General features: G+C 37.2%; 16 protein-coding genes, 1 tRNA gene and 1 pseudogene. 9 read left to right on the top strand and 9 right to left on the bottom strand.

Features of this window, described 5'->3' with window-relative positions; translation table 11 throughout:
* Position 1: 1 nt before the first annotated feature.
* Positions 2–352, bottom strand: coding sequence for a hypothetical protein (locus tag SOI76_RS01250; protein ID WP_104079694.1), 351 nt, complete (start codon positions 350–352; stop codon positions 2–4).
* A gap of 80 nt (positions 353–432) precedes the next feature.
* On the opposite strand from SOI76_RS01250, the gene SOI76_RS01245 reads away from it, so the two are divergent.
* Complete coding sequence (locus tag SOI76_RS01245) at positions 433–1083, top strand: hypothetical protein (protein ID WP_104079693.1); 651 nt, start codon at positions 433–435, stop codon at positions 1081–1083.
* A gap of 58 nt (positions 1084–1141) precedes the next feature.
* Here SOI76_RS01245 and SOI76_RS01240 read toward each other — a convergent pair.
* Positions 1142–1690 (bottom strand): annotated as a pseudogene (locus tag SOI76_RS01240) (TetR/AcrR family transcriptional regulator).
* Between the two features lie 772 nt (positions 1691–2462).
* Between SOI76_RS01240 and SOI76_RS01235 the strand changes: the two are divergent.
* Together SOI76_RS01235 and SOI76_RS01230 are read left to right on the top strand one after the other, a co-directional pair.
* Entirely contained in the window at positions 2463–3365 is a 903-nt protein-coding gene (locus SOI76_RS01235; protein ID WP_104079692.1) for a helix-turn-helix domain-containing protein, read from the top strand.
* 111 nt (positions 3366–3476) lie between these two features.
* Complete coding sequence (locus SOI76_RS01230) at positions 3477–4478, top strand: aldo/keto reductase (protein WP_104079691.1); 1002 nt, start codon at positions 3477–3479, stop codon at positions 4476–4478.
* 45 nt (positions 4479–4523) lie between these two features.
* Here the strand turns inward: SOI76_RS01230 and SOI76_RS01225 are convergent, their stop codons facing one another.
* Both SOI76_RS01225 and SOI76_RS01220 read right to left on the bottom strand, forming a co-directional pair.
* Positions 4524–4916, bottom strand: coding sequence for a hypothetical protein (locus SOI76_RS01225; RefSeq protein ID WP_104079690.1), 393 nt, complete (start codon positions 4914–4916; stop codon positions 4524–4526).
* A 25-nt stretch (positions 4917–4941) separates the two neighbouring features.
* Positions 4942–5685: a hypothetical protein gene (locus SOI76_RS01220; protein WP_104079689.1), complete on the bottom strand. Its 744-nt coding sequence runs from the start codon at positions 5683–5685 to the stop codon at positions 4942–4944.
* A 228-nt stretch (positions 5686–5913) separates the two neighbouring features.
* On the opposite strand from SOI76_RS01220, the gene SOI76_RS01215 reads away from it, so the two are divergent.
* Complete coding sequence (locus tag SOI76_RS01215; RefSeq protein ID WP_104079688.1) at positions 5914–6798, top strand: DMT family transporter; 885 nt, start codon at positions 5914–5916, stop codon at positions 6796–6798.
* Positions 6799–6896: 98 nt separating this feature from the next.
* Here SOI76_RS01215 and SOI76_RS01210 read toward each other — a convergent pair whose 3' ends face one another.
* Positions 6897–7514, bottom strand: coding sequence for a TetR/AcrR family transcriptional regulator (locus SOI76_RS01210; RefSeq protein WP_104079687.1), 618 nt, complete (start codon positions 7512–7514; stop codon positions 6897–6899).
* A 133-nt stretch (positions 7515–7647) separates the two neighbouring features.
* Here SOI76_RS01210 and SOI76_RS01205 point away from each other — a divergent pair, with 133 nt between their 5' ends.
* Together SOI76_RS01205 and SOI76_RS01200 are read left to right on the top strand one after the other, a co-directional pair.
* Positions 7648–8775 carry an efflux RND transporter periplasmic adaptor subunit gene (locus SOI76_RS01205; protein ID WP_104079686.1) on the top strand — a complete coding sequence of 376 codons (1128 nt, stop codon included), beginning with the start codon at positions 7648–7650 and terminating at the stop codon, positions 8773–8775.
* A complete protein-coding gene (locus SOI76_RS01200) occupies positions 8772–11816 on the top strand; it encodes an efflux RND transporter permease subunit (RefSeq protein ID WP_104079685.1) in 3045 nt (1014 codons plus the stop codon). Before SOI76_RS01205 ends, SOI76_RS01200 begins: the two co-directional genes overlap by 4 nt.
* Positions 11817–12265: 449 nt before the next feature.
* On the opposite strand, the gene SOI76_RS01195 is transcribed toward SOI76_RS01200, so the two are convergent.
* From SOI76_RS01195 to sxtR, 3 genes are all read right to left on the bottom strand, one after another.
* Positions 12266–13060 carry a TauD/TfdA family dioxygenase gene (locus SOI76_RS01195; RefSeq protein WP_104079683.1) on the bottom strand — a complete coding sequence of 265 codons (795 nt, stop codon included), beginning with the start codon at positions 13058–13060 and terminating at the stop codon, positions 12266–12268.
* 33 nt (positions 13061–13093) lie between these two features.
* Positions 13094–14056 carry an isocyanide synthase family protein gene (locus tag SOI76_RS01190; RefSeq protein ID WP_057068927.1) on the bottom strand — a complete coding sequence of 321 codons (963 nt, stop codon included), beginning with the start codon at positions 14054–14056 and terminating at the stop codon, positions 13094–13096.
* 897 nt (positions 14057–14953) lie between these two features.
* The gene (sxtR, locus tag SOI76_RS01185) at positions 14954–15853 is read right to left on the bottom strand and encodes a multidrug efflux pump transcriptional activator SxtR (RefSeq protein ID WP_104079682.1); all 900 of its coding nucleotides are present in this window, start codon (positions 15851–15853) and stop codon (positions 14954–14956) included.
* 140 nt (positions 15854–15993) lie between these two features.
* On the opposite strand from sxtR, the gene sxtP reads away from it, so the two are divergent.
* From sxtP to SOI76_RS01170, 3 genes are all read left to right on the top strand, one after another.
* Positions 15994–17238 carry a multidrug efflux MFS transporter SxtP gene (gene sxtP / locus SOI76_RS01180; protein WP_104079681.1) on the top strand — a complete coding sequence of 415 codons (1245 nt, stop codon included), beginning with the start codon at positions 15994–15996 and terminating at the stop codon, positions 17236–17238.
* Positions 17239–17261: 23 nt separating this feature from the next.
* On the top strand, positions 17262–17588 hold the full coding sequence (locus SOI76_RS01175; RefSeq protein ID WP_104079680.1) for a gamma-glutamylcyclotransferase family protein: 327 nt from the start codon (positions 17262–17264) through the stop codon (positions 17586–17588).
* A 111-nt stretch (positions 17589–17699) separates the two neighbouring features.
* A tRNA-Thr gene (locus tag SOI76_RS01170) sits at positions 17700–17775 on the top strand.
* 492 nt (positions 17776–18267) lie between these two features.
* Here SOI76_RS01170 and SOI76_RS01160 read toward each other — a convergent pair.
* The gene (locus SOI76_RS01160) at positions 18268–25134 is read right to left on the bottom strand and encodes an Ig-like domain-containing protein (protein ID WP_414017394.1); all 6867 of its coding nucleotides are present in this window, start codon (positions 25132–25134) and stop codon (positions 18268–18270) included.
* Positions 25135–25576 lie beyond the last annotated feature (442 nt).

Raw genomic sequence — 25576 nt, 5'->3', positions numbered from 1 at the left:
ACTAGTCTATATCAATTTGCTCATTTTTATATAAATGAATAGAGATTTCTTCGGGGTTAGTGGTATTGAAAAGCTCCGTATACCCATCTTTATCAGTGGAACCCTCAACTACTTCACCACTAGGCAAAAAAGCAATATACTTATGATTAGAATAAATTTTTTCTTCTTTATCTTTTAACAAATAACGTAAATTATATTGATTCGTCTCTCCCAAAACAGGTAAATTAGGAACTACATTTTTTATTTCAGCCCCACCTTTAAATAGATGCTGCCCAGCTTTTACTTCAAACTTTGCGGGTGTAATTAATGTAATACCATTTTTATTAATAATAATCTGGGAACCACCTGCCATATACACAACCTTATCTAGCAAAATTTTATTTATGTTTCTAAAATAGATTAAATTAAGATTAATTTATTTTTTCTAATATTATGACATTTATTCTTGCCATTCAACTTGAGGATAGTATTGTAATTGCGGCAGATACTCGCAGCACTATACCATATCAGAATAATGGCTCATATTTATATCAAGATGGTATTCAAAAACTCTTTCCATGGAAAAACGGTATTATTACAGGAACTGGAGAATTAAACCTTATCCAAAATGTTATGCATTCTTTCGATAAGTTTACGAAACAGAATATCTTTGAGCTACCAAATTTATTAAAAAAATCTAAATTAAACCGTGAACAAGAAATCAAACATTCACAGTTAGAAATCACAAAATTGCTCTATTCAACTTATAGTGAAAATGGAGCACAACTTTACTCAATTCAACCCAAAAAACTAGACGAATATGAAGTAATTAGATGTGAGAAAAATGAAATTTTACTATGGACATTTAATCCAGATATTCGACCTATTATTAATGCACTAACAGAGTTATATTCCAACTTAAAACCATTGAACTTATTTAATAATACGACTGACTGTATCTATTACTATTTAAACCAAATATCTCCTATCTTTCATAAACAAGCGCAACATGATCCTATGATGAGTAAAGAATTTAACTTCTTTTTTCAAACTAAAGATGAATATTTTTTTGGTGAATATTTAAATCATGACTCTAGTACATAGAGTAATAAAATAAATAATTTTTAAAAGCCGACCCAACTCCCGTTGGGCCTCTCCCCTATCAAACCCGACTTAAAAAATAGTCGAGCAATACCTCTCTTTCATCAGTACTATTCGCTCCTAAAAGCTGAACCATGGCCCCATCAATCACAAATAAAAACATGTGTGCATCTTCAACCGTAGCAGTCGCTTTTACAGTTAAAAGGAATTTATGAATTTCTTTAATGAACTAGTTTCGGTAGTCAATCACGAGTTTATAAGCCGTGGGATAAAGCTTTTCAATTTCAAAAATGGCTTTAAATGGCAACCGATAAAAGCCCTCTAAGTTTGCATGTAAGAGGTAAATTTTCTTGAGTTTATCGAATGCCATGAGTTCGCGGTACGAATGAATAATTGAAAATACCTCATGTCTTAAGGCATCTATTTGAAAAGTTAAGCTCATCTGAATAAGCCTTTCTTTGGAGTGAAAGTAGTTATAAAAAGTGGCTTTGGGAATTTTGGCTTCCTCAATAATTCGATCGATCCCGATGTAAAACCCATGTTGATTAAATAAATCTTTTGCTGCGTGGAGCACGCGTAATGCTCTAAATGATGCTTCTAAATTTGGCATTTTTATACCGTTTAAAATAATTTTTTGTTGTAAGTTAAAGAGATAGAAATGCCGTCGCTCTTAAATTGAGCGCTAAAAACAGGCATGCAAAAGCCGCACAATAATGGTGTGCTCGCCTATCTCGGGTTTTATTGTTGCTATGATTTTTTAGTCGTAATGACCTATGGCTTAAAACCTAGAGTCGGTTAAACCGTTTTAAAGACCAGTTGGGTATTGAGTCAAAGATTTTGGCAAAGGTTGCCAATGAGAGAGATAAAATAGTACACATATGACGGATTCCTGTACAAATAAGGATTCTGCCAATCTCTGCTAAAAGATGGTGGCAGAACGAAAGGGGGTTAGCAGACTGGGTACAGAACCAGCACACCCGAAGGTGTCCCCCCTCCGCCCTACCATAACGTAACGTCAGGGAGACGAGTGGAATACAAGCAGATTCCATCCTCAGAAGGATTAAATCTGATGCACTGTACCGCGGTCTGCTAAAACCGACTGGCAATGTGGCCAGCAGGCAAAGGATAATCCGCGTGTTTTGGAGTGTCAATGTGATATTGGCTATTCATTTATAAAGATTATTTTTATTTTTCATTGGCCTAGTGATTTAAGAATATATTTTCTTAAAGTTTAGTTTCTCTGATCATTTCATTGTTAATTTATCGTTCATTTTCAAACCTATTTAAATGAACAGATTGATCACGCTATAAATAAAAGCTACAGTAAATAAAGTTTGAATTTTATAACTTTAAATAAATTGATAACACATACAGGCAAAGACATGGAAACCATACATGATTTTTATCGCCGCTTTTCTTTAACCAGAGATAGCGATTACTCGGTTCCATCGACTTCGTTTGGACATTTTAACGTGTTCCAACGTGATGCCTGCTCGTTCCTCACCCCTTATAGCCGCCGCGATTATTATAAAATTTCATTAGTTTTAGGCACAGGCGAACTTCACTACGCCAACCGCTGGATACGTGTAGACCGCCCTGCTTTACTGTTTTCAAACCCAATGGTGCCCTATGCATGGGAAATTAATTCGCCCGAACAGGCAGGCTGGTTTTGTCTATTTACCGAAGAGTTTGTAAACCAAGAATCGAGACAAAGTTTTTTAAAAGACTCACCGCTGTTTAAAGTCGACGGCGACCCGCTATATTTTTTAAATGACCAACAAGTTGAAGAAATTTCATTTATTTTCAAAAAGATGATGACTGAAATAAATTCAGCCTACATTCATAAATACAATGTTTTAAGAAACTATTTGCACCTGATTGTGCATGAAGCCATGAAAATGCAACCGACCCAACAGTTTGAAAAACATAGCAATGCTGCGGTTCGGATTTGCCATTTGTTCTTTGAATTATTAGAGCGCCAGTTCCCCATCGACTCGCCCCATTTTCAGCTTAAACTCAAAACGGCAAATGACTATGCATACGGTCTGTCTGTGCATGTGAACCACTTAAACCGCGCTGTAAAAGAGGCCACAGGTAAAACCACTTCTGAACATATTAGCTCGCGCATTACGCAAGAAGCTAAAGCGCTACTGCAACACACCAGTTGGAATATTTCCGAAATTGCCTATAGCTTAGGCTTTGAATATTCAGCATATTTTACCAATTTCTTTAAGAAAAATACGGGCTTTTCGCCTAAAAAATTCCGCGAAGACTGTGTAGCCTAAAAACAGATTGTTTGAATTTTATAATTATTGGTTTGAATGTTATATGTCAGTTTGAGCCAAAGCATTTTATAGTTTTTCTACTCAAGTGATTTTGCAAAAAGAGTGTGAAAAATGAAATATAGAACTTTAGGACAAACAGGCGAAAAAGTATCAGCACTTGGTTTAGGTTGCATGGGAATGAGCTTTGCCTATGGTGCCTCAGACGACACACAAAGCATTGCCACTCTAGAAAAGGCATTAGACCTAGGAATTAACTTTTGGGACACCGCCGACATGTACGGCAACGGCGCAAACGAAGTTTTGCTCTCAAAAGTTTTAGAAAAACATCGCGACAAAGTATTCTTGGCGACCAAATTTGGCTTCCGCTATAAAGAAGACAACCTTAACCCACAAAACTCTTTAGAGTCTTATATCGACGGCTCACCTGAGTGGATTAAAGTCGCGGTCGAAAACAGTTTAAGACGCTTAAATACAGACGTGATTGATTTGTATTATGCGCACCGCATTGACCCGAATGTTCCAGTTGAAGACACGATTGGTGCAATGGCGGACTTGGTCAAACAAGGTAAAGTTCGTTATTTAGGACTCAGTGAAGCATCGGCTGAAACCATTCGTAAAGCACATGCGATTCACCCGATTGCAGCGGTTCAACATGAATATTCACTACTTACCCGTGAGTTTGAGCAAACCCATTTGCAAACAATTCGTGAGTTAGGAATTAGCCTTGTGCCGTATTCACCGCTATCGCGTGGTTTAATCACCAATACGCTTGATGTGAGCAGCCTAGACGAAAGTGATTTCCGTCGTCAGTTACCACGCTATCAAGGTGATAACTGGAAAAATAACCAAAGCTTGGCGCAAGCATTTAGTGACTTTGCTCAAAGCAAAAACGCGACAGCGGCTCAACTGGCTTTGGCTTGGATTTTGGCGCAAGGTGACGACATTATTCCAATTCCGGGTACGCGTAAAATTGAGCGTCTTGTGGAAAATGCGGGTGCTGTAGACCTTCATTTAACAGCAGCAGATTTGGCAGAAATTCAAGCGATTATTGCGAGATATCCAAACATGGGCGCACGCTATAACGCTCAGCAACTTGCTGCGGTGAACCACTAAAATCTAAGCTATAAAAAAGTCCGACTTAGTGTCGGACTTTTTTATTTAGTCTTTGCTATATGTACCTTGCTGGCGTCCACCTTCCCAGATCGCATCTAATGATTTATCTGAAATATTCAGCCTTCCAGGGAAAATACTTAAATCCTTTTTAAATTTAGAGTCTGGTTTTAAACCAATACAGTCTCCATTTTTCCACCATGTGCCTTCGGCATATTGGTCTAAAGCACCCACAGCAAGCATCCATTTAAACTTACCATCTGGTTGAAGTAAAAGTTCCGAACCCACTTCCATCACGCCATTTAAATAATAGTGCCCACTCCATACCTGATCAGCTTTTTGGAATTTCATTTCCTTACAGGTACTAGTCGGCTCTGCATAAATTTGAGCAGAAAAAATAGCTGTAGAAACAAGTAGTAAAGGTACAAATATATTTTTCATTATTTAGTTCCTATAACTTTTAAGATTATTTCCCAGACTCAACTTTTAAATACGTTCCATCGGCATAAACGTTATGTCCAAAGCCACAACCCGACTCACCTTCGCTTTGTTTAACCTGAATATAATTTCCTAATTTTGCATTAGATTTAAAATCGAGCTGAATACGGCAGTCTTGATCTTTATAAATGGTTTGCTTGGCATTGGCAGGCATTGTCGTGCCAAACTCACCCATATTTGGGCCATAGATCAAACTTCTAAGTCCCATATATAAACCGGCATAGCTAATTGCATATTGGCCCTGTTTACGATTTACCGTGATGTGATCCCACTCACCAAAACCTGAATAACGCACATATTCACCAGACAAATCATTTGAGGCTTTAGGCGCAGGTAATTGCTTAAGATTAAACTGACTAGATTTTGATTTTTCATCAAGCATAAACCATGCTCTTGCCCAAAGTGGCTGACCCAATTTGGCATAGGCTAAGCCCACGTTATTGTTGGCAACTTCAATATCTCGGTCGGTAAATTTAACTGTAGTTTCATCTTCATTGGCTTTACAAAATGCAGTCCAAGAGGCTTGGTTTTGGAAATTTTCGAGCGCTTTTTTATATTGTTTTTGGTCGTAAAATTTCTTACCTAAGCTCGCGTATTGCTTCACTTTATTACAGCTTTGTTGTAGTTCTTGTTCAAAAGAAAACTCTGCATGCGTGACCGCCAAAGCCGAAAGTGTAAGAACCACGCAACCTGAAATAATCGATTTAATCATTTTTAAAATTCTTTAATAATTAACTAATTATATAATATGAGTTGGCGCTATAAATCACAATTCTCTGAAACAAAAGTCTATTAGAAGCATTTAGATTTTTATAAAAATAGTTAAATCCATACAGAATAATTTTTTGAAAATATTCAACCTTAACTGGTTATTTTAATTGAATATTCAACCAAAAAATAATGTAGACTGCATGCGTAAAAATTAGGAAGAATTATAAGAGTGAATAATTTAATTATTGGAACCCTATTTGCACTTTGTGCAGCGGCTTTAAATGCCTCTATTGGCGTGATTAGCAAATTACTCATGCACAGCGGTTTAAACCCACAAGATATTGCCTTTTTAAAAACCATTATCGCCTTTTTCTTTTTAAGTGTTTTTTTATTTAAATTCCCTGTTAGCCAAAAGATTGCATACATTAGCAGCACGACAAGTAAACTCAGCGTTTTTACTCAAATTGCTATCTGTGCTTTTTTAGGGATTTTCTCTTTATTCTTTTTCGAAACCATTGCCTACAACCACGGTGCCGCCGCCAATGTGGTGGTGGTCCTCATGGCTTCGGCTGCCATCTCCGCCCTATTTTTTGGTCGATTCATTTTAAAAGAAAGCATCTACATTCATTCGCTTATTGGAACATTATTGGCTGTCGCGGGGATTAGTATCATTTCATGGAAAGGTGAAAATAGCCTTTTAATGCTGATCAATGCTTCTGTTGCCGGCACGGGTTATGGCCTATTTTCGGTTTTAGTGAAAAAGTTCAAATTAAACGGCGGGCTGTTTCTTACCAAATATTTATTGTTATTTGGCAGTGTTTATCTTGCCGTTCCGTTTTTAATTAATTTTCACAGTATTAATTTTAATAGTGACATTGTTTTAGGCTTGATTGGTTTAGCTGTTCTACCAACCATCCTCGGCTTTTTCTGTACAACCAAAGCGTTGTCTTATATGAGTGCCGCAAAGGTACAAGTGACTGAACTTTCTGAACCGATTTTTGCAGCGCTTATGGCTTGGGTTTTCATTCATGAACAGCCGACTTTATCGTTTTTATATGGCGCGATTTTTATTATTTTAGGCATCTTTTTAATGAACACGGCGCCTAAACATTGATATCAATTTTACGGCTATATTACTGAAAAATAAAATCTAAGCTCTCTTTAAACATACATAATAAATTTTAGAGAGCTTTAATTTAAACCGAATTTTTCTTACGCAGGACAAAGTATTTTAGAAACTGAAAGTAATAATTCTTCAATTTGCTGTAAATTCAAACCCGCTCTAGCTCGAATACCAATACTATGTGCGGCAGAAGTCATTAAGAAAGCTAATGCATCAATATCAGTATCATGAGGCAATTCTAGATTTTGTTTAGCTAGGCTCAATCGTTGATAAAGCTGTTCATTCATTTCTGTTAAAACTTCTTTTAATACAGCTTGGATTTCATTATCAGCCAACGCATCAGCCATGGCTGTTGATATAACTGCACATCCGCTCAAATCGATATCTTCATGATATCCATCTACTTCGAGAGCTGTTCGCAAATATCTCAAAATAACATCGGCAAACGACCTATCCGTATCTTTATGTTCCAATGCTTTGCCAAATTCTGTCTGGGCATATTTTTGGAAATAATGCATAGCTTTAATATAAATCGTGCGTTTATCTCCTAAACCTGCATAAAGACTTGGTCGATTTAATCCTGTGACTAAGGCCAAAGTGTCTAAAGAAGTCCCAGAAAATCCACCTTTCCAAAATGCATGTAAAGCACGCTCTAGTACTTGTTCAGGATCGTAAGAACGCGGTCTTCCTCGTGATTTAGTTTCCATTACCCATCACCTTGAAAAATTCATTGACTATTTTATACAAATCAGTACAAAATTCAAATATTTTGCGAACCAGTACAAAAATATTTCTCTGAAAACTTTAGTTATTTAAAAACTCCCTTTAAGGACCTATGAAATGCCTCCAATAGAGTTTAAAAATCAATTGAAATCATTAGAACAAAATATCTATATGATTTTTATAGTTTTAATTTTTATAAGTTTTATTTTCTTCGTTGGCTGTAGCCATAAAACCGAGGAGCCAGAAAAGGTTATTGCGGTTCAACTCACCACAGCATCTCCTGCTGATGAACTCTCTAATTTATCTTTTTCCGGAAATATTGTGCCTCGAGTTGAAAGCCAACTCTCTTTTCGGGTAGCAGGTCGTGTCATAAAACGTTTAGTTGATACAGGCGCAACCATTAGCAAAAATCAGCCATTAGCACAGTTAGACGATACTCCTTTTAGACTAAGTATTCAGGAAGCATCTGCTGAATTGCACCAAGCTCAAAGTACCCTTGCAAGAGTACAAAGAGATCTACATCGCAATCGTAGCCTGGTCGAAATAGGTGCTATTTCACGAGCCGATCTCGATAGTCTTGAAAACCTATATCAAAATACTCAAGCACAGGTAAATGCAGCTCAAAGCCGACTTGACCGAGCAAAAAACGATCTAAGTTATACGACTTTGCGTTCACCAGCAGCGGGAACAATTGCGGAAGTTCAGGCAGAAAGTGGGCAGGTTATCTCAGCTGGAACTCCTATATTTAAACTGGCTCAAAACGGTGAAAATGAAGTACAGATAGATGTTCCAGAAAGTCAGATTAATCAACTTAAAATAGATCAACAAGCTAGCATCAAATTACTTAGCTTTTCCGAGCATACATTTACAGGACATGTGCGTGAGATAGCGACTGTTGCAGACCCGAACAGTCGAACTTATCGTGTTCGAATTTCTATAACGAATTTACCTGCTGTAGCTAAATTAGGTATGACAGCAACCGTCTATTTTTTAAATAACAATATAAATCAGGAAATTATTTTACCTATTGGTGCCCTGTTTCAAAAAGGACAGCAAACCGCTGTTTGGGTACTCCCTCATGGCGCTAAAAATCTCCAACTCCGCCCCGTCTTATTGAGCAAAATCAATACTGAAACCATTACGGTTGCCAAAGGAATTCTGGCTGGCGAACGAATTGTCACGGCTGGGGTACATCGCATAGACTGTAAGATGGCTGTAAAAGCATGGGATGGGAGGTTGCCGTGAAAGGATTTAATTTATCCAGCTGGGCCCTCGAGCATCGAACATTAGTTATTTTTGCGATGCTACTTTCCCTGCTTTTAGGTACCGTGGCTTATTTTAAATTAGGGCGAGCTGAAGACCCTAATTTGACGATCAAAGTCATGACCATAGACGTCAATTGGCCAGGTGCTACCACACGTGATCTAGAACAACAGGTTGTCGAAAAGATTCAGCGTACACTGCAAGAAGTACCTAATTATGATTATGTACAAAGTTATGTACGCCCAGGTCAAGCAACTATCTTCTTAGTTCTGAAGGATTGGACCCGTAAAAGCCAAATTGAAGAAAGCTGGTATCAAGCACGTAAGCGTGTAAACGACATACGACAGAATTTACCTAAAGATATTCAAGGCCCTTTTTTTAATGATGACTTTGGAGATACCTTTGGATCTATTTATGCATTTCATGCTGATGGATTTGACGATGTCAAAATGAAGCAGGTGCTTCTTTCTACAAGAGACCATCTTCTTCAGGTTCCTGATGTATCAAAAGTCATGTTGTTAGGTATTCAAGAACCTCGCTTTTATATTGAATTCAATTATGCAAAGTTAGCTCAGCTGGGTATTTCACCCTTAGACCTAGTCAATGATTTACAAAAACAGAATGCGGTTGAGTCAGCAGGAACTTTTGAAGGTCCTCATGCACGTATATATGCTCGTGTTGATGGAGATGTAAAAAACGTACAAGACTTAAAAAATATTGTAGTTCAGGTTGGATCCCGCAATATTCATTTAGGAGATGTTGCCCATATCAGTAAAGGGTTCATTGACCCTCCCCAAGTCTCTATGAGACGAAATGGTGAACGAGTTACTGGACTTGCTGTTTCAATGACAGAAAAAGGCGATATTCTTGCTTTAGGTAAACATCTAGACCAACGTATTAAAGAGGTACAAGAAGCCTTACCTGCTGGGATTACTATTGAAAAAATAGTAGACCAACCTAGTCTTGTCGAACATTCGGTGAATGAGTTTCTCGGACACTTTGTGCTAGCACTAGCCATTGTTTTAGCTGTTAGTTTATTTGCTTTAGGTGTGCGAACAGGGATTGTGGTTGCTTTATCTGTACCTCTAGTTTTAGGTATTACCTTTTTCTTGATGTGGCGCCTAGATATCAATTTACAACGAATCTCGTTAGGTGCTCTTATTATTGCCTTGGGCTTGTTAGTTGATGACGCGATTATTGCAGTCGAAATGATGCAAGTCAAAATGGAAGAAGGTCTGGACCGTTTTAAAGCTGCCAGTTTTGCCTGGAGTAATACAGCTTTTCCAATGCTAACAGGTACTTTAATTACAGCAGCTGGCTTTGTCCCAGTTGGCTTTGCATTATCTTCAACAAGTGAATTTACCGGATCAATTTTTTGGGTCGTTGGGATTTCTTTAATTGTTTCGTGGTTGGTGGCAGTATTATTTACACCTTTTTTAGGCACAGTTTTACTTCCTAAAATACAAGCCCATGACTCTCATTCCGCACAAAACTCCCATAGAGATAAACTCTCACAATGGTTTAGCCGTAAAATTATGTGGTGCGTCAAAAACAGGAAATGGGTTTTACTAGCAACCATTCTCAGCTTTATTTTATCTTTAATTGCATTTCAATTTGTTCCTCAACAATTCTTCCCTGATTCTCCGCGTGAAGAAATTTTAATTGATGTACAACTCGAAGAAGGCGCTAGCTACACAGCAACTTTAAATGCAACGAAACAGGTTGAAAAATTACTTTCCAGCGATCAACGAGTTCGGGATTACACAGCTTATGTGGGAACTGGTTCTCCTCGTTTTTATTTATCTCTCGATCCGGAAACACCTAAAAATAATTATGCTCAGTTAATTGTTTATCCTAAAGACATTAAACAAACGAGTCAGCTAACTTCTGATTTGCATAATCGTCTTACTCAACAATTTCCGCATATTCGCACACGGGTTTACCGACTAGAGTTAGGACCAACAGTCGGCTACCCTGTACAGTTTAGGGTTCGTGGTAAAGACCCAGAAAAAGTTCGTGAAATTGCTGGCGAAGTCCGTGACATTATGCGTCAGCATCCAAATGTACGCGACGTCAATTTTCAATGGAATGAACGCAGTAAAGCTATTAGATTTATTATTGATCAGGAACGTGCTCGTAGTTTGGGTATTAGTTCGCAAGATATTTCCCGTACCTTACAAATGTTATTAAGTGGTTATACGGTCACTCAAATTAGAGAAGGTACCGAATTAATTGATGTGGTAGCAAGAGCGAAAGCAGATAATCGACTTGATACAGCTCAAATGGGCCAAATTACGATTCGTGCATCAAACGGAAGAAATATTCCTCTCGACCAAGTTGCTGAACTTAGACCCGTATTAGAAGAAGGGGGAATTTGGATACGTAATCGCTTACCAACTCTCAGTGTTCGTGCTGATGTAAATGATGCTCAAGCGCCAGATGTTTCAAAGCAAATTGAATCGAATTTAAATGACCTGAGTCAAAAGTTACCTATTGGCTACAGTATTGAAACTGGTGGAACAATTGAAGAAAGTGCTAAAGCAGATGCAGCTATTCAATCTGTTATGCCTGTTATGTTCTTACTGTGGGTAATATTTCTGATGTTACAACTACAAAGCTTTAGTCGCATGTTTATGGTGGTATTAACGGCACCACTTGGCATGATCGGAGTAAGCTTGGCCTTATTAATTACTCGTGCTCCTTTCGGTTTTGTTGCAACATTAGGTGTAATTGCCCTAGCGGGTATGATTATGCGTAATTCGGTTATTTTGGTTGATCAGATAGATAGAAATATTTCTACTGGTCAAACACCAGAACAGGCGATTATTCAAGCCACTGTAGGACGTACTCGTCCTGTTCTATTAACAGCTTTGGCTGCAATTTTAGCAATGATTCCCCTGACGCTTTCCACATTATGGGGTCCAATGGCAATTGCAATTATGGGCGGTTTAGCAGTCGCAACTGTACTTACCTTATTCTTTGTTCCAGCACTTTATGCTGCTTGGTTTAGAGTGAAAAGCTAAATTTATTTAGTTTGATAGAACTAAAAATTTATAGCTTAAAAGCACAAATAGATTTTTCTATTTGTGCTTTTTATTTTTTATAAAATAATTTTTTCATCTATTATGCGTAGGTCTGACGACAATTTTTTATTTAAAGTTACTCTTTATTTTCAACACCAGACTGCTCAGAATTTTCAATTTCCGCAATTCCTATACGTAAAATTTTTACTACACGTCACTTCAAAATGAGACAAATGCATTTGGGAAAAGAGTCCCCGTATACTAAGCACTCATGTAATTCTGGCTTCCACATACTGATTTCATTTGAGCTAAAACATTTGAGCATTCTAGGCAATGATTCTGCTGATAAGCAGAACCACCACCCACTCAATGAAAAAAGTGTCGTAATAACTTCAGCTGAAGCACTTGATCCGTTAACATTTTCCATCGATTTGTTTTCTATCGATTAGTTACAGGATATGGACACGTTTTAAATGTCGATTCACATTACCCTCAACTTTTGCACGGCCATGTAATACTGAATTGTTATCAATTAACATGTAATCGCCACTAACCCACTGATGTCGATACATATATTTAGGGTCATATAAAATCTCTGTAATTGACTGAACAATTTCTTGTGATTCTACTGGTTGATGATTTAAATCTTTAATGGAGAGCTGTACAGGATTCACTTCCTGATTATCTTCATTTTCGATTTCAATAAACCGGATAACTGAATGGCCTTTATGAGGATGGGTTTCAATGAGATTTACATCAATTGAGCCACCATAATGTGCTTTCTTTTCAGTCGAATAAGATAGCTTAATCTTCTTCCAGTCTTCTAATTGGCTAGAAGGGATGTCCTTCAAAATACGTGTAGTATCAACAAAAAGTGTTTCCCCACCTCGCCCATCTTCTGAGGATACGGTACACTGAAAAGCATTAATTCTTGGAGTTTGTTGCGCAAAAGCTCCATCCCAATGTAATTCAACCCGACCTTTTGAGAAAATATGGTTTTTAGGATCTTGTTCCATTTTTACATTGAGTAAAGCACCGAACTCCCAATACATCAGATTGCCCAATGACTCGCAAAAGTTAATATATTGTGGATCTAGTAACGCTTTAAATCCACGAAATACTAAAACCTTGTATTGAGATAATAAGTTATTTAAAACCTCGGCACCGATCTCATTAATATTATCATGTTCACTTGATGCCGTTATTAATGCTCCAAATGGAGATAAATCTTTTATACTAAACATTATTTAAATCTCTAAATATAAAGCTATATTTACTTACATTTCTTGTTGGTTATTACGCAAATAATGGCTAGCTTTACCATTTTTAAAGATTAATAAAGCATTTTCTTCCTCCGCTTTGTGTCGTGGAACCAAAGTAAATCCATCATCATCTTGTATAACGACCGAATGCCAAGGTGTACGCCAATTGTCATCAGAGTCCATCAAAAATATTCCAATTTTTTCTGAAACTCGCGGTTGTGGATGAATACTAAGACGAACCGAATTTGGGAATTGCTCCTTCAATAAATTAGTCCATGCATTACTTCTTTGAATTACCCGGTAAGCATTCATACGAGCTACATTTAATATCTGGTTTTTTGACCAGCCTTTGAATTCATTAAGACCTGAAAAATCCTCAGTCAAAAAGCGACAAATCCCGCGGTACATTTCAGCTGCTGGTTTCTCTTGCTTACATCGGTGTTTTAAGCTTAATAATGACTCTCCATATTGAACCATCAACTCTTCACGCAGTGTGCTATATTCTGGTATATCTTGAAAAACATCATCTAAATCAAAGTAATCAATATTATCTGCATAAGGTTTTCCCACTCTCTCTATAAGGTCATATTTATAAGAAGATATGGCCTCATCCGGGATTCGTACGAGTTCAGCAAAAACCCTTCCATCCGAACAAATCGTTAACTTTGCTCCAGGTGCATAAATATTTTTTATTTTTTCGCATAATTTATTCAATGTTGCTAAAGCTAATTCCTCACCCTTATCAGGGAAAATATCTAAAGTTTTTTTCCTATTTGGTGATTTAGCTGGAAAAGCAGGTAAAATCATATGAATAGGTTGTTTATTTTTGACAAAATTCAATACTTTTTGAATATGTAAAAAAGCTTCTTCTTGAAAGTTCTCTTGCTCTGAATCATTTGCTAATAAACGGCGCTTATGAAAAATTAATTTTACGATCTGCTCAGCTATCATTAAATCATTATTTAAAATTTGTTCCACAAAAAAATCCTTAAATACTGTTATAAATGTAAAAAACTTTTAAATTAAACTTATTTTTAAGCTTTAATTTATATTTTCAATATTACTTTATAAATAATTTTCAACTAGTTCATTTCAATTACTCTCCAACAACAACTTCTATAGTGATTACCTCTATTTTTGATGACATTAACTTTTTTTACTTAACATAACAAAACCTTCATATAATTTAAATTAGTCAATTAGCTTTATATAAACCATTAATAATTAATAACATCTAACTTATATATATCTAATTTTAATTATCAAAATAAATAACTATTGACTATTTAACCACTAATAAAAAAATATCTATTAGTTAAAATCTCATTATTTTCTTTGATTATAAAATTTTATTTATATTAAGCTTCCTAAATCAATCACAAGTGTAGCATTTACTTTAACGCAAATCCATAATCTAAAAACTGATTAAAACACCCACCAATACAATATAATTATTTAGTTTAATTTAATATTAATTTTTTGATACAGGATAAAAATTAAATAGATATAAAAATAAAATTTTATTTTCTTTAAATTAAATAAAATTATAAAACCCTATAATAAACCTTTGCTTAAATTTAAATTATTAAAAACCCCAAACAATAGATTGATTATTTACAATTAAGTATAAATTTAAATTGCCAAAAAATTTATTAATAAAACTAATATAAAAATTTTATAATTTCACCGAATATTTAATATTATTAAGTTTTCATAAATTCTATTAAAAAAAATAAAATAATAATTTTTATAGTTTATAGATAAAAATCTTTGTTCATAAGCCTATTTTTCAACCAAAATTAAATAGTTTTTGTATAAATAAAGAACTATAAATAATTATATAGTGAATAAATTTTAACTTCCTCTTTATAACATTTAATTAAAATGGAGAATATCTTGCACCACACTGGCAAAGTTAATCGCCATTTGTGAAGGGGCATGTTTTTTATAAGCAAGCCCTAAGCCCACCGTAGGGACAGGCGCTTTCAAAGAGCGATATGTCACACCCTGAATTTGCAATTGTCTGGTCGACTCCGGCACCAAAGATACACCTAAGTTTGCAGATACTAACGATAAAATCGACACAATTTGCGGGGCGTTTTGTCCAATTTTGGGTTCAAAACCACGCTCATGACAGGCTTGTTTAATCGCATCAAAAAGCCCTGCACTAATGGAAGGTGGCGAGACAATAAAATCAAGCTCTCGTAGCGCCGTTAAATCAATTTCTGGTGATGCATGGTCGAGTTGAAAAGTCTCGGAAGGCAAAGCAGCAATGAGGGGTTCTGCTAATAATTCTTGAATAATTAAACTATCTGGAATATTTCGTGGTGAACGAATAATCGCGACATCTAAGCGATCTTCAAGCAGCAAATCAATGAGTAGTAAGGTATTGGCTTCTTCAAGCTTTAAATTCACTTTCGGATATTGCTGCTGAAAATAGCGAACGCATTTAGGAATTAAAGGGTTCAACATTGAAGTCCCTGTAAAGCCTAATCTTAATTGACCGACTTCGCCATTTGCCACTTGCTTAACAAGGTTCGCTGCATCTTCTACACGCTGCTGTACGGGCTGAATTGCATTTAAAAAGGCAAGCCCAGCTTCGGTCAGCTCCACCCCATGTGGCGAACGAATAAATAAATCTGCACCCAGCTCTTCTTCTAAATCTCGTATTTGCATGCTTAAAGGTGGCTGGCTCATGTTTAAGCGTTGCGCAGCTTTGGTAAAGTTTTTTTCTTCTGCTACCGCTAAAAAGTAGCGTATATGTCTGAGTTCCATTGCTATATATAAAACATATCATGACCTATTGTTAAATATATTAGAAAAATACCTTTCAAATTGCTAATTTTAATTTATCGAATTTTCTCGATGCAGTATGCCCCTAAAGCACTGCACTTTCTTTCTGTCATGGTCATGATATGAACTCTTCATCTACACACAGTACCTTAGGCACTGAGACGACTTCTGTTCTGTCCCGCGAGTGGATTCACAAAGGGACTAAAGCCTATAAACACGCAGGATTTGCTTTATTCTTGGTTGGCTTTGCCAGTTTCTCACTGATTTATTGTGTACAGCCACTCTTACCTGCATTTAGCCAAAGTTTCCAAATTAGCCCTGCGAGTAGCTCTTTAGCACTGTCATTAACGACTGCTTTTTTAGCAATTTCGATTGTACTATCAAGTGCCTTTTCACAAGCCCTTGGCCGTCGCGGTGTAATTTTTACATCAATGCTGTGTGCCGCAATTTTAAATATTGTCTCAATGTTTACCCCTAACTGGCACAGTTTGCTGATAGCACGCGCTTTAGAAGGTTTGCTGCTCGGTGGCGTACCCGCAGTGACAATGGCTTGGATTGCCGAAGAAATTGCACCTGAACACCTCGGTAAAACTATGGGTTTATATATTGCAGGTACGGCTTTTGGTGGCATGATGGGCCGTGTCGGTATGGGTATCTTGGTTGAATATTTTTCTTGGCGAACTGCTTTAGGCTTACTTGGAGCAATCTGTTTTATTTGCTCAATTGCCTTTTTAAAACTACTGCCTGCTTCGCGTAATTTTGTGCAGAAAAAAGGGCTAAATTTAGATTTTCACATGCAAATGTGGCGTGCTCATTTAAGCAATACTAAATTATTACGCCTGTTTGCGATTGGTTTCTTGCTCACCAGTGTTTTTGTCACCCTGTTTAACTATGCCACTTTCCGTTTAAGTGGAGCACCTTATTCACTCAGTCAGACGCAGATTAGCCTTATTTTCTTGTCGTATAGCTTTGGCATGGTGTCTTCATCGTTGGCAGGAACGCTAGCCGAGCGTTTCGGTAAAAAAACCATGATGATGAGTGGCTTTGTTTTAATGATTGTGGGTAGCCTCATGACCCTGCTCACCTCTCTTTTCGGCATTATTATTGGCATTGCATTTATTACTACGGGTTTCTTTATTACCCACTCACTTACGAGTAGTTCTGTAGGTGCTGAAAGTCAACAAGCGAAAGCCCATGCCAGTTCGCTGTACTTACTTTTTTACTATATGGGTTCAAGTATTGTCGGCTCAGCAGGCGGTTGGTTCTGGCTGCACGGTGGTTGGAGTGCCATTGTTGGCTTAACCGTTGTACTGTCATTACTTGGAATATTTTTAGTCATTTATACAAAACACGCGAAAACATATTAATTTTTAAGGTAAAGGAAAATCACATGTCGACTTTATTTGTTTATGGCACTTTAGGCCCGGGTCGTCCTAATGCACATATACTTGAGAATATTGGCGGACAATGGTCAGAAGGCTGGGTCAATGGAACCTTGCGTAATGAAGGTTGGGGAGCTGATCTAGGCTATCCGGGAATTGTACTTGATGAAAGTACCAATCAAGTTCAAGGTTTTGTTTTTAGCTCAGAGCATTTAGACGCAAACTGGAAATTACTCGATGACTTTGAAGGCGAAGGGTATGAAAGAGTACCTGTGCAAGTCACTTTAAATAGTGGCGAACGTGTTAATTCGTTTATCTATGTGTTGAAGTCTTAAGTTATTTCTAGAGCTTAACAGTATAGGCAATTAAAAATTGATAGAAAAAATTTAAATGCTCATTTTTTGGCTTGTAATTTTTTTAAGAAACTGTAAAATTCACTCCACGTTGCCGGCATAGCTCAGTTGGTAGAGCAACTGACTTGTAATCAGTAGGTCCACAGTTCGAATCCGTGTGCCGGCACCATCATTAAACCTCATGAATATTTGATTTATGGGGTTTTTTGTTGCCTGTAGGTTTTGTACAGTGCTAGCCCAACGGACTATTTAACGGTCCATTTGATCGATAGTCTGTTGGTCCAAATAGATCATTGGGCCTACTCTTTTTCCTTATCCAACATGTTCCCCATATCGTTTCCAGCTCTTTGGCCTTCCATGCGAATTGCGATGTCGATATACCAACTTTCATAGTTGCTATCGCAGCACAGAGCAGAACGCATGGAAAACTTAAGACGTTAGGGGAATTCTAAAAGTTCCTTGCATTTCCTGTTTCGGGCTGGACATCTAAGGGGAATGCCTGATGGTTGTGGGGAATTTCCAAGTATAAAAATCATTAATATTGGATATGCTATTAAAATCTATAGATAGCAGCCTCGTCACTAGAAACAAAGCTGCCTTTCCTCTAATAAAGATCCGATAAATCTAAGTCAATTTACTATTTGACTTGCGGTAAAATAAGTTAATGAATAAATACATTTGATGCGATCAAATCATTTAATGAACTATGATTATCTACAAGCAAAATCAATTCTTGAGAATTATACATAGAGTGACTTGAACCATCCCTATCAACAGAAACAATTAATCCAGACTGAGTATCTTGTACAGATACATAGCCTTGAAGATTTCCACTGTCATTTATGAGTAATTGAGATAAATCAATTTTATCTTGCTCAGCAAGATTAAAATCCGTCCACTCACTCTTAGCATTTCCGCCTAAATTATCTATATTATCAAGAACATTGAAAATCAACGTATCTGCGCCAGCATCTAAATTATAAGAGTAAGTTTGATCTGCTATAATTGTCTCAATTACATCATTACCAGTTGTACCAAGCACAGTTTTGGCAATATGTTGCTCAATTTGAGCTTTATCCCAAACAGTTTCATCATCAAATACAATAGAAGATAAATTATCCTTACCAAAACGTATTGTTGATGCTGAATCATTGAATGATATTATGATTAGTGAATCCGACTGCTTAAGTGAAATATCACTAGAAAGCACTGATTTTAAATGAAGAATATTTTCTTCATTTGTATTATCTAAAATATGAATATAACTTGATGTACCAAGTAATGTTTTATCTACAATATAAATATCATTACCTGCTTGACCCAATAAAGCCGTATACGCATTTGAATTACCACCATAAACCAACGTATCACTACCAGCCCCACCATATAGATAGTCCGAACCTGTATTAGAAATTAACGTATCATCTCCATCACCACCATACAGATAATCATCCTGTACACCACCTTGTATCGTATCATTACCATCTAGACCATAAATTATGGAATAATTAGCATCTGCCAGTAAATGATCATCTCCATCTGTACCTAATAATCTACCGATAATATTGGCTTCAATTTGTGCTTTATTCCAAACTGTTCCATCGTCAAACACAATTGAGGATAATTGTCCCTCACCAAAATGTATGGTGGCAGTTAAATCATTAAATGTAATAATTCTATCCGCACTAGCTTGTTTTAAGATAATTTCATCAGCTGAAACTGATTTCAAATAAAGTGTATTTTGTTCATTTGTATTATCTAAGATATGAATATAACTTGATGAACCAAGTAATGTTTTATCTACAATATAAGTATCATTACCTGCTTGACCTAGTAAAGCCGTATAGCCATTTGAATTACCACCATAAATCAACGTATCACTACCAGACTCACCATATAGATAGTCCGAACCTGTATTAGAAATTAACGTATCATCTCCGTTCCCGCCATATAGATAATCATTTCCAGTAGATCCTTTAATAATTTGAGTAAATGTAGGGTCTGTTGGTTTGTAAGTTCCTGATACAGTATTAATTATAGTGGTTAGTGGTTGAGAACTATTCCCAGCTTGATCTGTAGCAGTTACCCTATATTCTACATTTAACCAATCGAATTTTTCCTCAATATTTACGTGAACCCAAGCCCCATCAATTTTTTGCTCAACAGCATAACTATCACTTGGCGCATTAAAAATAATTTTATCTGTACTAGCATCGTAATTAAACAAATTAGCCAATATAGGTGCCGTAGTATCAGGTGCATTTATATTAATTGAACTTTCATTACCTTTAGCATCCGCAGCAATTACTTTTAATAATTCACCATCTTCATAAACTGTATTCAAAATTACATTGTAATACCCGGATGCATCAGCTATTGCCGAACCGATTACATCACCTGCAGTATTTTTAACAATTATTGTGGTATTTGCTTCAGTTGTACCTTGTACTGATTGCCCTTCAGCCCATCCACCTTGAATAGTTGGTTGATGCAAAATTGGTGGCGTACTATCTGGTGCAATAACCTCTTTCGCTTCAGTTTTATTATCCGATTGATCTGCTGCCGTTACGCTTAAGCTTTCACCATTTAAGTAAGCTTTATCAAGAGTAATAGAATAATTTCCTGCCTCATCTGCATTAGCTGTGCCTACAACTTTTGTTTCGTAATGGTCTACTTCTAAAATAGTTTTTGGCACTTCTTGCGTTACATTTACATTTATAACGGGGACCATTGAACTAGAATAATTTACTGTCAAAGTATAGGTTCCAGGCGGTAATACCGAACCTTTTGCTAAATCAATACTGTAATTGCCGTCTCCAACTTGGGAAATACTACCATTTAGACTTGTATTTAAACTCGCACTAGAAAGAGTTGAACTATAACTACCAGAAAGTGAATTAGTCGAAGAACTCAAATTTAAAGAAACATGTGCATTTGTGCCTGTAACTTCGAAAGAATATGTTTTCGATAAAGAATTTGACTGTACTGTCTCACTCAAAACAGATTGGGTTTCTAAAACAGTGACTTCTTTATAAATAGCAGTTATTTGTTCTACTGTCACTCTTGCACCTACTTCAGTCGTACCTGTAACCACTTTACCTGCAGCATCTATAATTGCAGTTAAACTTGATGGTGCCGTGGTGTCGGGTGCATTAACTGTTTTTGGTGCGGTAGCATTACCAGATTGATCTGATGCTGTAGCACTTAAGCTTTCGCCATTTAAGTAAGCTTTGTCTAGGGTAACTGAATATTTACCTGTGGCATCAGCAGTACCTGTACCGATTATAGTTCCTGCAGTATTTTTAATTGTTACAACAGCATTCGCTTCAGTTACACCTGTAACCACTTTACCTGATGAATCAATCGTTGCAGTTAAACCTGTTGGTGCCGTGGTGTCGGGTGCATTAACTGTTTTTGGTGCGGTAGCATTACCAGATTGATCTGATGCTGTAGCACTTAAGCTTTCTCCATTTAAATAAGCTTTATCTAGGGTAATCGAGTATTTACCTGTGGCATCTGCGGTAGCCGTACCAACTACGGTTCCTGCAGTATTTTTAATCGTTACAACAGCATTGGCTTCAGTTACACCTGTAACCACTTTACCTGATGAATCAATCGTTGTAGTTAAACTTGAAGGTGCAGTGGTGTCGGGTGCATTAACTGTTTTTGGTGCGGTAGCATTACCAGATTTGTCCGCAGCCGTTGCACTTAAAGTTTCACCATTTAGATAAGCCTTATCTAGGGTAATCGAGTATTTACCTGTAGCATCAGCTGTAGCTGTACCGATTAGGGTTCCCGCAGCATTCTTAACTGTTACAACAGCATTTGCTTCAGTCGTACCTGTAACCGCTTTACCTGATGAATCAATCGTTGCAGTTAAGCTTGAAGGTGCAGTGGTATCTGGAGCATTAACTGTTTTTGGTACTGTGATATTACCTGCTTTATCTGCCGCTGTTGCATTTAAGCTTTCGCCATTTAAGTAAGCTTTGTCTAGGGTAATTGAATATTTACCTGTGGCATCAGCAGTACCTGTACCGATTATGGTTCCTGCAGTATTCTTAACTGTTACAACAGCATTCGCTTCAGTCGTACCTGTAACCACTTTACCTGATGAATCAATCGTTGCAGTTAAGCTTGAAGGTGCCGTGGTATCCGGCGCATCAACTGTTTTTGCTATTGTGGTATTACCCGATTTGTCTGCCGCCGTTGCACTTAAAGTTTCGCCATTTAGATAAGCTTTATCTAGGGTAATTGAATATTTACCTGTGGCATCAGCTGTAGCTGTACCGACTACGGTTCCTGCAGCATTCTTAACGGTTACAACAGCATTCGCTTCAGTTACACCTGTAACCACTTTACCTGCAGCATCAATCGTTGCAGTTAAGCTTGAAGGTGCTGTGGTATCTGGCGCAACAATAGTTTTTGGTGCGGTAGCATTACCTAATTTATCTGCTGCAGTAGCACTTAAGCTTTCACCATTTAGATAAGCTTTATCTAGGGTAATTGCATATTTACCTGTAGCATCAGCTGTAGCTGTACCGACTACGGTTCCTGCAGCATTCTTAACGGTTACAACAGCATTCGCTTCAGTTACACCTGCAACCACTTTACCTGCAGCATCTATAGTGGCAGTCAAACTTGAAGGTGCAGTGGTGTCCGGTGCAACTATTGTTTTTGGTACGGTAGTATTACCTGATTTATCTGCCGCTGTTGCACTTAAGCTTTCACCATTTAGATAAGCTTTATCTAGGGTAATTGAATATTTACCTGTAGCATCAGCTGTAGCTGTACCAACTACAGTTCCTGCAGCATTCTTAACGGTTACAACAGCACCCACCTCAGTCGTACCTGTAACCACTTTACCTGCAGCATCAATCGTTGCAGTTAAGCTTGAAGGTGCTGTGGTATCTGGCGCAACAATAGTTTTTGGTGCGGTAGCATTACCTAATTTATCTGCTGCAGTAGCACTTAAGCTTTCACCATTTAGATAAGCTTTATCTAGGGTAATTGCATATTTACCTGTAGCATCAGCTGTAGCTGTACCGACTACGGTTCCTGCAGCATTCTTAACGGTTACAACAGCATTCGCTTCAGTTACACCTGCAACCACTTTACCTGTTGTGTCGATAGTTGCAGTCAGACTTGAAGGTGCAGTGGTGTCCGGTGCAACTATTGTTTTTGGTACGGTAGTATTACCTGATTTATCTGCCGCTGTTGCACTTAAGCTTTCACCATTTAGATAAGCTTTATCTAGGGTAATTGAATATTTACCTGTAGCATCAGCTGTAGCTGTACCAACTACAGTTCCTGCAGCATTCTTAACGGTTACAACAGCACCCACCTCAGTCGTACCTGTAACCACTTTACCTGCAGCATCAATAGTTACAGTCAGACTTGAAGGTGCCGTGGTGTCGGGTGCAACTATTGTTTTTGGTGCGGTAGCATTACCTGATTTGTCCGCAGCCGTTGCATTTAGGCTTTCGCCATTTAAGTAAGCTTTATCTAGTGTAATTGAGTATTTACCTATGGCATCAGCTGTAGCTGTACCGACTACGGTTCCTGCAGCATTCTTAACGGTTACAACAGCATTCGCTTCAGTTACACCTGCAACCACTTTACCTGTTGTGTCGATAGTTGCAGTCAGACTTGAAGGTGCAGTGGTGTCCGGTGCAACTATTGTTTTTGGTACGGTAGTATTACCTGATTTATCTGCCGCTGTTGCACTTAAGCTTTCACCATTTAGATAAGCTTTATCTAGGGTAATTGAATATTTACCTGTAGCATCAGCTGTAGCTGTACCAACTACAGTTCCTGCAGCATTCTTAACGGTTACAACAGCACCCACCTCAGTCGTACCTGTAACCACTTTACCTGCAGCATCAATAGTTACAGTCAGACTTGAAGGTGCCGTGGTGTCGGGTGCAACTATTGTTTTTGGTGCGGTAGCATTACCTGATTTGTCCGCAGCCGTTGCATTTAGGCTTTCGCCATTTAAGTAAGCTTTATCTAGTGTAATTGAGTATTTACCTATGGCATCAGCTGTAGCTGTACCGACTACGGTTCCTGCAGCATTCTTAACGGTTACAACAGCATTCGCTTCAGTTACACCTGCAACCACTTTACCTGTTGTGTCGATAGTTACAGTCAGACTTGAAGGTGCCGTGGTGTCGGGTGCAACTATTGTTTTTGGTGCGGTAGTATTACCTGATTTATCTGCCGCTGTTGCACTTAAGCTTTCACCATTTAGATAAGCTTTATCTAGGGTAATTGAATATTTACCTGTAGCATCAGCTGTAGCTGTACCAACTACAGTTCCTGCAGCATTCTTAACGGTTACAATAGCATTCGCTTCAGTCACACCTGTAACCACTTTACCTGAAGCATCAATAGTTACAGTCAGACTTGAAGGTGCCGTGGTGTCGGGTGCAACTATTGTTTTTGGTGCGGTAGCATTACCTGATTTGTCCGCAGCCGTTGCATTTAGGCTTTCGCCATTCAAGTAAGCTTTATCTAGGATAATCGAGTATTTACCTGTGGCATCAGCTGTAGCTGTACCGACTACGGTTCCCGCCGTATTTTTTATTGTTACTGCTGCATTAGCTTCAGTTACACCTGTAACCGCTTTACCCGCAGAATCAATAATCGCTGTTAAACCTATTGGCGCAGTTTTATCGTCAGCCAAAATTGTTTGAATCGTTGATTTATTACCAGCTAAATCTTCAGCAGAAATAGTAAGCTTTTCACCATTTAAATAAGCTTTATCTAGTATGACTGTATATTTTCCATCACTATCAGACTTTGAAGTTCCAATAATTTTTCCAGATGAATCTTTGACGGTGACAGTTGAATTAGCCTCTGTCAAACCTGTAATAGTTTTACCGTTAGAAGAAATAGCATGTGTTAAAGTAGGAGCTGTAATATCAGAAGCGATAAGTTCTTGTTTAACAGTACTATTACCAGCAGTATCTTGAGCAGAAACTTTTAGTATTTCACCATTAATATAGGCTTTATCCAAATTAATTAAATATGTCCCATCTGCTCCGGCTTTGGCAGAACCGATTACTTTTCCAGCCGAATTTTCAACTATAACAGTTGCTCCAGCTTCTGTTAAACCACTTACCGTTTTACCATCTTTAGACAATATTTTAGTTAAACTTGCTGGAGGAGTTTGATCAGAAGGTGCTGAACCATCACTACCACCACTACCTGATGCTGCTACCGCAATACCACCAAGTGCGATCGCAGCACCACCCCATAACATTGCTTGTGAATCCAATAAACTCTTTTCTTTTAAAACTTCTTCTTTTTCAACTTCCTCATCAGCTTCAGAATTATTTTCTACTTGCTGACTAGAAACTTGCTCCACTGGTTGAGTATTAGGAGTAACGCTATAGGACTCAGCTTGAATTATCTCACCACTTTTAAGAGTGATTTCAAAACCATTTCCCGTATCTCTTACACTTTTAATATTGCTTGCATCTAACGTAAATTTTTGACCATTTTTAATAAAAGTAAGTATGTTTTGCATTTTTGTAAATAATCCAAAAAAATAAACAAAAATCTACCACAAAAACATAAGAATAATTACACAATAATTAAAAATTAATTATTCTACTAACTAGTTCACACTTTTATTATAAATTTTATCTAAAAAAATCTTCAAGACTATAAGTCTAGAGGCCATTTTAAGGTTTCAACTACTTTACTTATTCAACATTTTTAGGATGTGTCGCATAGACATCAAATTGCTTGTATAAGGCTCATATTTACCAATAAATTCATCCAGAGTTTTATTAAAAAAAAACATCTAAATTTTTAATTTAACTTTAAATATCTTCTATAAAAAAAAACCCATACCTTGGGGAAGTTATGGGCTATAAACTGATAACTATTTCTAATATTTTCAAAAAAACCTAATGCCATTCAATATATTTTAACTTATTTTCAAAATCAAGAAATATTTTCACTTA

Origin of the sequence: Acinetobacter pittii, assembly GCF_034064985.1 — a bacterium.
GTDB lineage: Bacteria > Pseudomonadota > Gammaproteobacteria > Pseudomonadales > Moraxellaceae > Acinetobacter > Acinetobacter pittii_H.
Note: the sequence above shows the minus strand (reverse complement) of the source record. Positions and strands in the feature narration are given on the sequence as shown.